At 51.3% G+C, this 12,728-nt stretch carries 10 protein-coding genes, 5 tRNA genes and 2 rRNA genes; 1 reads left to right on the top strand and 16 read right to left on the bottom strand.

Features of this window, described 5'->3' with window-relative positions; all coding sequences use genetic code 11:
- Window positions 1–303 precede the first annotated feature (303 nt).
- From rplL to BMF08_RS06855, 11 genes are all read right to left on the bottom strand, one after another.
- On the bottom strand, window positions 304–669 hold the full coding sequence (gene rplL / locus BMF08_RS06910; RefSeq protein WP_072571611.1) for a 50S ribosomal protein L7/L12: 366 nt from the start codon (window positions 667–669) through the stop codon (window positions 304–306).
- A 66-nt stretch (window positions 670–735) separates the two neighbouring features.
- Complete coding sequence (gene rplJ, locus BMF08_RS06905) at window positions 736–1,233, bottom strand: 50S ribosomal protein L10 (RefSeq protein WP_002438625.1); 498 nt, start codon at window positions 1,231–1,233, stop codon at window positions 736–738.
- 271 nt (window positions 1,234–1,504) lie between these two features.
- Window positions 1,505–2,209, bottom strand: a complete 705-nt coding sequence (gene rplA, locus BMF08_RS06895; RefSeq protein WP_072571612.1) for a 50S ribosomal protein L1 — start codon at window positions 2,207–2,209, stop codon at window positions 1,505–1,507.
- 3 nt (window positions 2,210–2,212) lie between these two features.
- Window positions 2,213–2,641, bottom strand: a complete 429-nt coding sequence (rplK, locus tag BMF08_RS06890) for a 50S ribosomal protein L11 (RefSeq protein ID WP_031522773.1) — start codon at window positions 2,639–2,641, stop codon at window positions 2,213–2,215.
- A gap of 157 nt (window positions 2,642–2,798) precedes the next feature.
- On the bottom strand, window positions 2,799–3,344 hold the full coding sequence (gene nusG / locus BMF08_RS06885; protein ID WP_002438628.1) for a transcription termination/antitermination protein NusG: 546 nt from the start codon (window positions 3,342–3,344) through the stop codon (window positions 2,799–2,801).
- 1 nt (window position 3,345) lies between these two features.
- Window positions 3,346–3,729: a preprotein translocase subunit SecE gene (gene secE / locus BMF08_RS06880; RefSeq protein ID WP_072571613.1), complete on the bottom strand. Its 384-nt coding sequence runs from the start codon at window positions 3,727–3,729 to the stop codon at window positions 3,346–3,348.
- A gap of 229 nt (window positions 3,730–3,958) precedes the next feature.
- Entirely contained in the window at window positions 3,959–5,143 is a 1,185-nt protein-coding gene (tuf, locus tag BMF08_RS06875; RefSeq protein WP_105310573.1) for an elongation factor Tu, read from the bottom strand.
- A gap of 116 nt (window positions 5,144–5,259) precedes the next feature.
- Window positions 5,260–5,335 (bottom strand) — tRNA-Thr (locus BMF08_RS06870).
- Window positions 5,336–5,340: 5 nt separating this feature from the next.
- Window positions 5,341–5,415, bottom strand: a tRNA-Gly gene (locus BMF08_RS06865).
- A 115-nt stretch (window positions 5,416–5,530) separates the two neighbouring features.
- Window positions 5,531–5,615 (bottom strand) — tRNA-Tyr (locus BMF08_RS06860).
- Between the two features lie 8 nt (window positions 5,616–5,623).
- Window positions 5,624–5,699 (bottom strand) — tRNA-Thr (locus BMF08_RS06855).
- Between the two features lie 480 nt (window positions 5,700–6,179).
- Here BMF08_RS06855 and coaA point away from each other — a divergent pair.
- Window positions 6,180–7,130 carry a type I pantothenate kinase gene (gene coaA / locus BMF08_RS06850; RefSeq protein WP_099458838.1) on the top strand — a complete coding sequence of 317 codons (951 nt, stop codon included), beginning with the start codon at window positions 6,180–6,182 and terminating at the stop codon, window positions 7,128–7,130.
- Window positions 7,131–7,161: 31 nt separating this feature from the next.
- Here coaA and birA read toward each other — a convergent pair whose 3' ends face one another.
- From birA to BMF08_RS06825, 5 genes are all read right to left on the bottom strand, one after another.
- Window positions 7,162–8,124, bottom strand: coding sequence for a bifunctional biotin--[acetyl-CoA-carboxylase] ligase/biotin operon repressor BirA (gene birA, locus BMF08_RS06845; protein WP_072571616.1), 963 nt, complete (start codon window positions 8,122–8,124; stop codon window positions 7,162–7,164).
- Window positions 8,121–9,149 carry a UDP-N-acetylmuramate dehydrogenase gene (gene murB, locus BMF08_RS06840; RefSeq protein ID WP_072571615.1) on the bottom strand — a complete coding sequence of 343 codons (1,029 nt, stop codon included), beginning with the start codon at window positions 9,147–9,149 and terminating at the stop codon, window positions 8,121–8,123. Before murB ends, birA begins: the two co-directional genes overlap by 4 nt.
- Window positions 9,150–9,293: 144 nt before the next feature.
- Window positions 9,294–9,409 (bottom strand): 5S ribosomal RNA (gene rrf / locus BMF08_RS06835).
- A gap of 92 nt (window positions 9,410–9,501) precedes the next feature.
- Window positions 9,502–12,407 (bottom strand): 23S ribosomal RNA (locus BMF08_RS06830).
- A gap of 209 nt (window positions 12,408–12,616) precedes the next feature.
- Window positions 12,617–12,691 (bottom strand) — tRNA-Glu (locus tag BMF08_RS06825).
- Window positions 12,692–12,728: the final 37 nt, after the last annotated feature.

Here is a 12,728-nt window from a genome sequence, read left to right as displayed (position 1 = left end):
GACAAGTCGACCCATCTGCCCGACGAAAGGGACAGTTTGTGCAACACTATTTTGTTGACCGGAAAGTGGGGCACTTTCCGCAATGCTTGTTGCTATCACGCTTAAACCATTTCGTTGCGATTTACACAAAGCGCGAGCCTTGTCGCAATATATTAAGTCGTCGATAGAAACAAGCATTGTGAGGGGAAGCCAGTAGTTAAACAGTGTGAAACACTACCGACACCCTACAGCGCAAAAAGGCTGGTGACCAAAAAGTCACCAGCCATCAGCCTGATTTCTCAGGCTGCAACCGGAAGGGTTGGCTTATTTAACTTCAACTTCAGCGCCAGCTTCTTCCAGAGATTTTTTCAGAGCTTCAGCGTCATCTTTGCTCACGCCTTCTTTCAGAGAGGCCGGAGCAGATTCTACCAGGTCTTTAGCTTCTTTCAGACCCAGGCCAGTTGCGCCACGTACTGCTTTGATCACAGCAACTTTGTTAGCGCCAACAGCTTTCAGAATAACGTCGAATTCAGTTTTCTCTTCAGCAGCTTCAGCCGGGCCAGCAGCAACAGCTACAGCGGCAGCAGCAGAAACACCGAATTTTTCTTCCATTGCAGAGATCAGTTCTACAACGTCCATTACGGACATAGCGGATACTGCTTCAATGATTTGATCTTTAGTGATAGACATTTAAATTGTTCCTGAATATCAGAATAAGTTTATACGTAAGCAAATGCTTTACAAAGATAACTGCGATTAAGCAGCTTCTTTGGCATCGCGTACAGCAGCCAGAGTACGAACCAGTTTGCCAGCCGAAGCTTCTTTCATGGTTGCCATCAGGCGTGCAATTGCTTCTTCGTAAGTCGGCAGAGTTGCCAGGCGATCGATCTGCGACGCCGGAATCAACTCACCTTCAAAGGCAGCGGCTTTGACCTCAAATTTTGCATTCGCTTTCGCGAATTCTTTGAACAGACGAGCAGCAGCGCCCGGGTGTTCCATAGAATATGCAATCAGGGTCGGACCAACGAACGCGTCTTTCAGGCACTCGAACTGAGTACCTTCAACAACACGGCGCAGCAGGGTGTTACGAACAACACGCATGTATACGCCGGCTTCGCGACCTGCTTTACGCAGTTCGGTCATTTTATCTACGGTAACGCCACGGGAATCCGCAACAACCGCAGACAGCGCGCCTTTGGCTACTTCGCTGACTTCAGCAACAATCGCTTGTTTGTCTTGAAGATTTAAAGCCATTAGCTTTGCTCCTGGATGTTTGCCAGGGCTTATGCCCTGGAACTCACTTCACTCTTCTCAAAGAAAAGAGCGTCTTAATACGGTGAGCAGAAACAAGCCAAAGATACTTATAAAATGTCTTCAGGTTCTGTCACCGTCTACGCAGGGAATTAAGTTTCTTGCGAAACACCTGCGGTCTTGGACGGAGGCCTGGATTAGGCCAGGCTCCAACCGAAAATCTTTTCGTGGGCGAAGATTGTAGACAAATCCACCGCCCACGTAAAGGCGAATATTAGTTCGCCACCGCAGTCAGACCAGACTGGTCAACTGCAACACCTGCACCCATGGTGGTGGAGATGCTAACTTTCTTGATGTACACGCCTTTCGCCTGAGTCGGTTTTGCTTTTTTCAGCGCAACCAGCAGAGATTCCAGGTTTTCTTTCAGTTTGTCAGCGTCAAAGTCCACTTTACCGATGGTGGTGTGGATGATGCCGTTTTTGTCGTTACGGTAACGAACCTGACCCGCTTTAGCGTTCTTAACCGCTTCAGCAACGTTCGGCGTTACAGTACCAACTTTCGGGTTTGGCATCAGGCCACGCGGACCCAGAACCTGGCCCAGCTGGCCAACAACGCGCATTGCATCCGGGGAAGCAATAACAACGTCAAAGTTCATTTCGCCTTTCTTGATCTGTTCTGCCAGATCTTCCATACCTACCAGCTCAGCGCCAGCAGCTTTAGCTGCTTCAGCGTTCGGGCCCTGGGTAAATACAGCTACGCGAACTGAACGGCCAGTACCGTGCGGCAGTACAGTTGCACCACGTACGTTCTGGTCAGATTTACGAGCATCGATGCCGAGGTTAACAGCAACGTCAACGCTTTCGTTGAATTTAGCGGTGGCCAGCTCTTTCAGCAGAGCGATGGCTTCGTTGATGTCGTACTGTTTGGTCGCATCAACTTTCTCACGGATCACGCGCATGCGCTTGGTCAGTTTAGCCATTTCTTAATCCTCCACTACCAGGCCCATGGAACGCGCGGTACCTTCGATGGAGCGAGTCATCGCTTCAACGTCTGCACCAGTCATGTCCGCGGCTTTAGTCTGCGCGATTTCCTGCAGCTGAGCGCGGGAGATCTTGCCCACTTTGTCTTTGTTCGGCTTGCCGGAACCAGACTTGATACCAGCCGCTTTCTTCAGCAGAACTGCTGCCGGAGGCGTTTTGGTAACGAAAGTGAAAGAACGGTCAGCGTAAACGGTAATAACAACCGGGATCGGCAGACCTTTCTCCATGGAATCAGTTTTCGCGTTAAACGCTTTACAGAATTCCATGATGTTAACACCCTGTTGACCCAGAGCCGGACCTACTGGCGGACTCGGGTTTGCCATGCCAGCTGCAACCTGCAGCTTGACGTAGGCCTGGACTTTCTTAGCCATTGCAATTTCCTCGTGTGGGTATAGCGCCTTAAAAAGGCTCCCCGTGATTAATACTGTGTCTTACGGGTACATGACCCGTAAAAACAAAAGGCGCGAAATTGTATGTCAATTTCGCGCCCTGTGCAACGATTTAATCGCCGCTTTTTTGGTCGGCAGGTTAGGCCTTCTCTACCTGTGCAAAATCCAGTTCTACCGGCGTTGCACGGCCAAAGATGGAAACAGATACCTTAAGACGGGACTTCTCGTAGTCCACTTCTTCAACCACACCGTTAAAGTCTGCAAACGGACCATCGCTAACGCGAACCATTTCACCCGGCTCGAACAGCGTTTTCGGACGTGGCTTGTCGCCAACTTGCTGCAGACGATTCATGATGGCATCGACTTCTTTGTCGCTGATCGGCGCCGGACGATCGGACGTCCCACCGATAAAGCCCATCACGCGCGGTACGCTGCGCACCAGGTGCCAGCTCGCATCGTTCATGACCATTTGAACCAGAACGTAACCCGGGAAGAATTTGCGCTCGCTCTTACGACGTTGGCCACCACGGATTTCGACCACTTCTTCGGTCGGCACCATGACTTCGCCAAACAACTCTTCCATATTGTGTAATTTGATATGCTCACGCAGCGACGTAGCTACGCGGCCTTCAAAACCGGAAAACGCCTGAACGACGTACCAGCGCTTTTTAGGGGCTTCAGACATCTCAGAACCTCAGGCCAGTGATAAAGGATACCAGGCGAACCAGAATACCATCCAGTCCCCACAGGATCAGTGACATAACAGCAGTAACTGCTGCCACAATCAGCGTGGTGTGCAATGTTTCCTGGCGAGTTGGCCAAATCACTTTACGGACTTCGGTTCTCGCTTCACGGGCAAAAGCAACGGTCGCTTTACCCTTCGTCGTCAACAGCGCGACACCACCCGCTGCAGCAATTAAAATAACGACTGCCAGCGCGCGTAACGGCAGCATCATGTCACGATAAAGGTAGTTGCCAACGATAGCCACGATCAGCAGCGCAGCAACAACAACCCACTTCATCGCTTCCAGGCCGCGCCCGCTCCCTTGAGCTTCGGTATTCGCACTCATAAACCAACCTGTCACAAGAATTCAGACAAACATTTTTGCCCCGCCATAGCGAGGCAACCAAACCGAAATGCTCTATTGCGCTTCGGACTTAACGCCCTCTACAGAGCCTGTCTCAGCAATGATTATGACGTATAAAATCACTGATGAGCCAGGTTCTGGTTCGAAAGCGTACAAAAAGGGCATCAAATGATGCCCTTTTAATGCGCATTGCGTCAAATGTTATCAGCGATTAGCCAAGAACTTTAGCAACAACGCCTGCGCCAACGGTACGGCCGCCTTCACGGATTGCGAAACGCAGACCGTCGTCCATCGCGATCGGGTGGATCAGGGTAACAACCATTTTGATGTTGTCGCCCGGCATTACCATCTCTACGCCTTCCGGCAGTTCGATGGTGCCAGTCACGTCAGTTGTACGGAAGTAGAACTGCGGACGGTAGCCTTTGAAGAACGGAGTATGACGGCCGCCTTCATCTTTGGACAGGATGTAAACTTCAGATTCGAATTTGGTGTGCGGCTTGATGGAACCCGGCTTAGCCAGTACCTGACCACGTTCGATTTCTTCACGTTTGATACCACGCAGCAGAACACCAACGTTCTCACCAGCACGGCCTTCGTCCAGCAGTTTGCGGAACATTTCAACGCCAGTACAGGTTGATTTCGCAGTATCTTTGATACCAACGATTTCAACTTCTTCGCCCACTTTAACGATACCGCGCTCTACACGACCGGTTACTACAGTACCACGGCCGGAGATGGAGAATACGTCTTCGATAGGCAGCAGGAACGGCTTGTCAATCGCACGCTCTGGTTCCGGGATGTAAGAATCCAGGTAGCCAGCCAGTTCGATGATTTTCTCTTCCCACTGTGCTTCGCCTTCCAGCGCTTTCAGTGCAGAACCACGTACGATCGGGGTGTCGTCGCCCGGGAAATCGTACTGAGACAGCAGTTCACGAACTTCCATCTCTACCAGTTCCAGCAGCTCTTCGTCATCAACCATGTCGCATTTGTTCAGGAACACGATGATGAACGGAACGCCTACCTGGCGACCCAGCAGGATGTGCTCACGGGTCTGCGGCATCGGGCCGTCAGTCGCAGCAACAACCAGGATTGCGCCATCCATCTGAGCAGCACCGGTGATCATGTTTTTAACATAGTCGGCGTGGCCCGGGCAGTCTACGTGTGCGTAGTGGCGAGTCGGGGTGTCGTATTCAACGTGAGAAGTGTTGATGGTGATACCACGAGCTTTTTCTTCCGGCGCGTTATCGATCTGGTCGAATGCACGAGCAGAACCACCGTAGGTTTTAGCCAGAACGGTAGTGATTGCAGCGGTCAGTGTAGTTTTGCCATGGTCAACGTGGCCGATAGTACCGACGTTAACGTGCGGTTTTGTACGTTCAAACTTTTCTTTAGACATCGATTGTCCCTCTAAGACACGGATAAATCGGTGATATCACCACATCAACCAGGCGATATGCCTGAAATGTTGAATATTTAAGCTTACACAGAGAGAAACGGGAAGGAGAAGTGAAGTGGTGCTGATACCCAGAGTCGAACTGGGGACCTCACCCTTACCAAGGGTGCGCTCTACCAACTGAGCCATATCAGCACGTCTGGAGCGGGCAGCGGGAATCGAACCCGCATCATCAGCTTGGAAGGCTGAGGTAATAGCCATTATACGATGCCCGCATCCTGAAACTCGGCTACCCAGTTCTTTCTGTGACAAAAAAAGAGACATGTCTCTTTTTCGCTTGAGCCGGTTAGTCTTTCAACCAGCCCAGACAGTTTTTACGCTGCCAGAAAGTGGTGGTGGGGGAAGGATTCGAACCTTCGAAGTCTGTGACGGCAGATTTACAGTCTGCTCCCTTTGGCCGCTCGGGAACCCCACCGGACTTGATGGTGCCGACTACCGGAATCGAACTGGTGACCTACTGATTACAAGTCAGTTGCTCTACCTACTGAGCTAAGTCGGCATCAAGTAGCGCGCATTCTAGGTAGACCTGCGCCTGCATGCAACAAAAAAATCGCAGAAAACGTTCTATCGCTCACATTTTGTGCGCCAGCATGGAAAAATGCTGTAATTTCATGCAGAGCAGAACAATTATTCAGCAAGTTAGGGGTAGGTGAGGTGAAAAGGCCGCGCATAAACCGATCATCCTCGCCAGCCTGAAGAAGGCTATGTGCGCCGCGCGCTATCTTATTACCTGTGCGAAGGTTGTACTTCTCTTTTATAGCGCAATCTCACCTGATTCCTGCTTTCGTGATGCTCGCCTTTGAATCCGCCCGTCGAGGTGATTTTTTCTTATTATTCCTTTTCATCTGGTGTTACCCTCCTGCGTATTGTCCAAATTTAACTTACATGCAGCGTGCCATTGTCGCGGTCTGAATATTCGGTGTCTCACTGAACAGCAGTGATTGAGCGGGAAATGAGCATGGCAGGCAGACATATGCTTATGAGTAAAAAAGAGCAATCGTTAATGACGCCTTACCTTGAGTTTAACCGCAGCCAGTGGGCTGCCCTTCGTGATTCAGTGCCGATGACCCTGACAGAAGGTGAAATCGCGCGGTTAAAAGGCATCAACGAAGACCTTTCTCTGGAAGAAGTTGCAGAGATTTATCTGCCGTTGTCACGTTTACTCAATTTCTACATCAGTTCGAATCTGCGTCGTCAGGCCGTACTGGAGCAGTTTCTGGGCACTAACGGGGAACGCATACCCTACATCATTAGTATTGCCGGCAGCGTAGCCGTGGGTAAAAGCACCACTGCACGTGTGCTTCAGGCGTTGTTAAGCCGCTGGCCTGAACATCGCCGCGTTGAGCTGATTACCACCGATGGCTTCCTCCACCCTAATGAAGTGTTGAAAGAACGCGGGTTGATGAAGAAGAAGGGTTTCCCTCTTTCTTATGATATGCACCGGCTGGTGAAATTTGTCTCGGATCTCAAATCAGGCGTACCCAACGTCACCGCGCCCGTATATTCACACCTCATCTATGACGTGATCCCGGACGGTGATAAGACGGTAACCCAGCCGGATATTCTTATTCTCGAAGGTTTGAATGTGCTGCAAAGCGGTATGGATTATCCACACGATCCACATCATGTATTTGTATCTGACTTCGTCGACTTCTCTATTTATGTTGATGCGCCGGAAGATTTATTACAGACCTGGTATATCAACCGCTTCCTGAAATTCCGTGAAGGGGCTTTTAGTAACCCGGATTCTTATTTCCATAACTATGCCAAACTATCGACGGAAGAAGCGGTCAATATTGCCACCTCCCTGTGGAAAGAGATTAACGGGTTGAATTTAAAAGAAAACATACTACCCACCCGTGAGCGCGCCAGTCTGATTATGACCAAGAGCGCCAATCACGCCGTAGAGCAGGTCCGTTTACGTAAATAAACAAAAAGGAGAGCATTATGCTCTCCTTTTTTTATCCGGCACTTCTTAATGATATTTCGCCACCGACCCATGGCTTGGTAATACCATCCTGCTCAAGTAATAATGCCCCCTGAGCGTCGATACCGCGGGAAATACCGTAAATCTCTTTGTCGCCGATAATTAGCTTCACCGGCCGGTTAATAAAGTTATCCAGCTTTTTCCAGCGCATCAGGTACGGGCTTAAACCTTCCTGTTCAAACAGGTGTAGTGCGGCACGTAGTTCGCTAATGAGGCGTACTGCCAGCTGATTGCGATCCACGGCGATCCCGGCCTCCTGGAGGTTGATCCAGCCCTGATTCACAATGTCAGCTTCAACGTTGCGCATGGCGAGGTTAATACCCGCCCCTATAACTATCTGTGCGGCATCCCCCGTTTTTCCGGTCAGTTCCACCAGAATACCTGCGAGCTTTCTGTCCTGAAGGTATAAATCGTTGGGCCATTTTACACGCACCTCTTCAGCACCCAGCGCCTGTAATACCTCTGCCATGACAATACCGATAACCAGACTCAGCCCCATAGCGGCAGCCGGGCCCTGTTCCAGACGCCAGTACATGGAAAGATACAGATTGGCGCCGAAAGGTGAAAACCACTTCCGTCCGCGTCTGCCGCGTCCGGCCTGCTGATATTCCGCCACACAGGCATCACCAGAATGTAATTGATCCATGCGATCCATCAGATACTGGTTCGTTGAGTCTATTACCGGAAGAACGGCAATATTCCCCTCATTAAACTGCCCGCTGATAAATGCGTCATCCAGCAACTGGATTGGCTCTGGCAGACTGTAACCTTTACCAGGCACGGTAAAGACATCTACGCCCCAGTCACGCAAAGTCTGGACATGCTTATTAATCGCCGCCCTGCTCATGCCAAGATGTTCACCCAGCTGTTCGCCAGAATGAAATTCGCCATCTGCCAGAATGGAGATCAGAGTTAATGGAATGGTATTGTCCTTCACGCGATAATCTCCACTGCATTTACTTCACCCGTCTGGCCGATAAATCGCACTTCCGGCTCCAGCCAGACACTAAATTTATTACCGACCTGCTGGCGAACATGGTGGGCGAGTTTTACCACATCGTCACTGGTGGCGTCGCCAGTATTAATCAGCACCAGAGCTTGCTGACGGTGCACAGCCGCGCCGCCCAGCGTCGTTCCTTTTAAATCACACTGATCGATAAGCCAGCCAGCGGCCAGCTTCACGCTGCCATCAGCCTGAGGATAGTGCGGGGCGGCAGGAAACTGCGCCAGCAATGCCTGGGCTTGCTCAGCGGTGATAACCGGGTTCTTGAAAAAGCTGCCTGCGTTACCATTCACTTTTGGATCCGGAAGCTTTGTCATGCGCATGTGGCACACCGAATTAAATACATCCAGAGGCGTGACTCTCTGCGGATCAAGGCGCGTTAAATCGCCATAGGTCAGTACAGGCTGCCATGTTTTTGACAGGCGGAAACCAACGGCAACGATGGCATAACGATCCTGATACTGGTGTTTGAAAGCACTGTCGCGATAGCCGAATTGACACTCTGCAGCGCTCAGACGCAGCCTTTTACCGGACTCGAGCTCAAGACAGTCGACATACTCACAAACCCGCTGGAGTTCAATCCCGTATGCGCCAATGTTCTGAATAGGAGATGAACCGACACAGCCGGGGATCAGCGCAAGGTTTTCAAGCCCGGGCATACCGTTATCCAGCGTGTACTGGACAAACTTATGCCAGTTTTCCCCTGCCCCGACGTGCAGATGCCATGCATCTGATCGTTCCACCGCCTCGATGCCCATAATACGGTTCACAATGACGGTGCCGGCAAAGTCTTCCAGGAAAAGAACATTACTACCTTCTCCCAGTAGCAGAACCGGACGCTGATTTTTTACCGCTTCCTGCCAGGCAGAGAGTAACTGTTGCTCATTCTCTGCACGAACAATGCGTGCGGCCTGACGCGCTATACCAAATGTATTCCAGGGCTTAAGGGAGTGATTCATAGACGCTATCCAGAGACAAAAACACGGCTAGTTTACCGTATATATGGCGGGATCGCTTGTGGTTAGTCGTGTGGAGGATGGCGTCAGGGAGATCGCCAAACGCAAAAAGGCCATCCGTGAGAATGGCCTTCTGCTTTGTTTGATGCCTGGCAGTTCCCTACTCTCGCATGGGGAGACCCCACACTACCATCGGCGCTACGGCGTTTCACTTCTGAGTTCGGCATGGGGTCAGGTGGGACCGCCGCGCTAGTGCCGCCAGGCAAATTCTGTCTGTCTAACGCCTTAAGGCATTAAACACTAATCTGTATCAGCTGAAAATCTCTCAAATCCGCCAAAACATCTTCGGCGTTGTAAGGTTAAGCCTCACGGTTCATTAGTACCGGTTAGCTCAACGCATCGCTGCGCTTACACACCCGGCCTATCAACGTCGTCGTCTTCAACGTTCCTTCAGGACTCTCAAGGAGTCAGGGAGAACTCATCTCGGGGCAAGTTTCGTGCTTAGATGCTTTCAGCACTTATCTCTTCCGCATTTAGCTACCGGGCAATGCCATTGGCATGACAACCCGAACACCAGTGATGCGTCCACTCCGGTCCTCTCGTACTAGGAGCAGCCCCCCTCAATTCTCCAGCGCCCACGGCAGATAGGGACCGAACTGTCTCACGACGTTCTAAACCCAGCTCGCGTACCACTTTAAATGGCGAACAGCCATACCCTTGGGACCTACTTCAGCCCCAGGATGTGATGAGCCGACATCGAGGTGCCAAACACCGCCGTCGATATGAACTCTTGGGCGGTATCAGCCTGTTATCCCCGGAGTACCTTTTATCCGTTGAGCGATGGCCCTTCCATTCAGAACCACCGGATCACTATGACCTGCTTTCGCACCTGCTCGCGCCGTCACGCTCGCAGTCAAGCTAGCTTATGCCATTGCACTAACCTCCTGATGTCCGACCAGGATTAGCTAACCTTCGTGCTCCTCCGTTACGCTTTAGGAGGAGACCGCCCCAGTCAAACTACCCACCAGACACTGTCCGCAACCCGGATTACGGGCCCACGTTAGAACACCAGCCATTAAAGGGTGGTATTTCAAGGATGGCTCCACGCAGACTGGCGTCCACGCTTCAAAGCCTCCCACCTATCCTACACATCAAGGACCAGTGTTCAGTGTCAAGCTATAGTAAAGGTTCACGGGGTCTTTCCGTCTTGCCGCGGGTACACTGCATCTTCACAGCGATTTCAATTTCACTGAGTCTCGGGTGGAGACAGCCTGGCCATCATTACGCCATTCGTGCAGGTCGGAACTTACCCGACAAGGAATTTCGCTACCTTAGGACCGTTATAGTTACGGCCGCCGTTTACCGGGGCTTCGATCAAGAGCTTCGCGTTGCCGCTAACCCCATCAATTAACCTTCCGGCACCGGGCAGGCGTCACACCGTATACGTCCACTTTCGTGTTTGCACAGTGCTGTGTTTTTAATAAACAGTTGCAGCCAGCTGGTATCTTCGACTGGTTTCAGCTCCGTGAGCAAGTCACTTCACCTACGCACCAGCGTGCCTTCTCCCGAAGTTACGGCACCATTTTGCCTAGTTCCTTCACCCGAGTTCTCTCAAGCGCCTTGGTATTCTCTACCTGACCACCTGTGTCGGTTTGGGGTACGATTCTGTGTTACCTGATGCTTAGAGGCTTTTCCTGGAAGCAGGGCATTTGTCACTTCAGCACCGTAGTGCCTCGTCATCACGCCTCAGTGTTAAAGTGAACCGGATTTACCTGGAACACACACCTACACGCTTAAACCGGGACAACCGTCGCCCGGCCAACATAGCCTTCTCCGTCCCCCCTTCGCAGTAACACCGAGTACAGGAATATTAACCTGTTTCCCATCGACTACGCCTTTCGGCCTCGCCTTAGGGGTCGACTCACCCTGCCCCGATTAACGTTGGACAGGAACCCTTGGTCTTCCGGCGAGCGGGTTTTTCACCCGCTTTATCGTTACTTATGTCAGCATTCGCACTTCTGATACCTCCAGCAGACCTCACAGTCCACCTTCAACGGCTTACAGAACGCTCCCCTACCCAACAACACATAGTGTCGCTGCCGCAGCTTCGGTGCATGGTTTAGCCCCGTTACATCTTCCGCGCAGGCCGACTCGACCAGTGAGCTATTACGCTTTCTTTAAATGATGGCTGCTTCTAAGCCAACATCCTGGCTGTCTGTGCCTTCCCACATCGTTTCCCACTTAACCATGACTTTGGGACCTTAGCTGGCGGTCTGGGTTGTTTCCCTCTTCACGACGGACGTTAGCACCCGCCGTGTGTCTCCCGTGATAACATTCTTCGGTATTCGCAGTTTGCATCGGGTTGGTAAGTCGGGATGACCCCCTAGCCGAAACAGTGCTCTACCCCCGAAGATGAATTCACGAGGCGCTACCTAAATAGCTTTCGGGGAGAACCAGCTATCTCCCGGTTTGATTGGCCTTTCACCCCCAGCCACAAGTCATCCGCTAATTTTTCAACATTAGTCGGTTCGGTCCTCCAGTTAGTGTTACCCAACCTTCAACCTGCCCATGGCTAGATCACCGGGTTTCGGGTCTATACCCTGCAACTTAACGCCCAGTTAAGACTCGGTTTCCCTTCGGCTCCCCTATACGGTTAACCTTGCTACAGAATATAAGTCGCTGACCCATTATACAAAAGGTACGCAGTCACCCCATAAAGAGGCTCCCACTGCTTGTACGTACACGGTTTCAGGTTCTGTTTCACTCCCCTCGCCGGGGTTCTTTTCGCCTTTCCCTCACGGTACTGGTTCACTATCGGTCAGTCAGGAGTATTTAGCCTTGGAGGATGGTCCCCCCATATTCAGACAGGATACCACGTGTCCCGCCCTACTCTTCGAACTCACAACATATGCATTTTTGTGTACGGGAGTATCACCCTGTACCCTGCGACTTTCCAGACGCTTCCACTAACACACATGCTGATTCAGGTTCTGGGCTCCTCCCCGTTCGCTCGCCGCTACTGGGGGAATCTCGGTTGATTTCTTTTCCTCGGGGTACTTAGATGTTTCAGTTCCCCCGGTTCGCCTCATGCCACTATGTATTCATGACATGATAGTGCAACGGATTGCACTGGGTTTCCCCATTCGGGTATCGCCGGTTATAACGGTTCATATCACCTTACCGGCGCTTATCGCAGATTAGCACGCCCTTCATCGCCTCTGACTGCCAGGGCATCCACCGTGTACGCTTAGTCGCTTAACCTCACAACCCGAAGATGTTTCACTTCTGATTGCAAAAATTTGAGAGACTCGAACACGCCATTTTTCTTTTCTTGTTACGGAGAAAAGAAACAGCGTGTCGTTTCAATTTTCAGCTTGATCCAGATTTTTAAAGAGCAAATATCTCAAACGAGACTCGGAAGTCTGTTTTGAGATACTGATTGGTTGTGCCTTTCACTCACACCCAGCAAGTGGCGTCCCCTAGGGGATTCGAACCCCTGTTGCCGCCGTGAAAGGGCGGAGTCCTAACCGCTAGACGAAGGGGACACGAGGTGTCACGACTTCGCAGCCGTCTTGCTCATTA

It is taken from the genome of Enterobacter sp. SA187, assembly GCF_001888805.2.
GTDB lineage: Bacteria > Pseudomonadota > Gammaproteobacteria > Enterobacterales > Enterobacteriaceae > Enterobacter_D.
Note: the sequence above shows the minus strand (reverse complement) of the source record. Positions and strands in the feature narration are given on the sequence as shown.

Excerpts from the sequence above, each read along its gene's own strand:
- murB (WP_072571615.1), bottom strand. The coding sequence starts at position 9,149 with ATGAATCACTCCCTTAAGCCCTGGAATACATTTGGTATAGCGCGTCAG.
- rplA (WP_072571612.1), bottom strand. The coding sequence starts at position 2,209 with ATGGCTAAACTGACCAAGCGCATGCGCGTGATCCGTGAGAAAGTTGAT.
- rplJ (WP_002438625.1), bottom strand. The coding sequence starts at position 1,233 with ATGGCTTTAAATCTTCAAGACAAACAAGCGATTGTTGCTGAAGTCAGC.
- nusG (WP_002438628.1), bottom strand. The coding sequence starts at position 3,344 with ATGTCTGAAGCCCCTAAAAAGCGCTGGTACGTCGTTCAGGCGTTTTCC.
- rplK (WP_031522773.1), bottom strand. The coding sequence starts at position 2,641 with ATGGCTAAGAAAGTCCAGGCCTACGTCAAGCTGCAGGTTGCAGCTGGC.
- rplL (WP_072571611.1), bottom strand. The coding sequence starts at position 669 with ATGTCTATCACTAAAGATCAAATCATTGAAGCAGTATCCGCTATGTCC.
- tuf (WP_105310573.1), bottom strand. The coding sequence starts at position 5,143 with ATGTCTAAAGAAAAGTTTGAACGTACAAAACCGCACGTTAACGTCGGT.
- coaA (WP_099458838.1), top strand. The coding sequence starts at position 6,180 with ATGAGTAAAAAAGAGCAATCGTTAATGACGCCTTACCTTGAGTTTAAC.
- secE (WP_072571613.1), bottom strand. The coding sequence starts at position 3,729 with ATGAGTGCGAATACCGAAGCTCAAGGGAGCGGGCGCGGCCTGGAAGCG.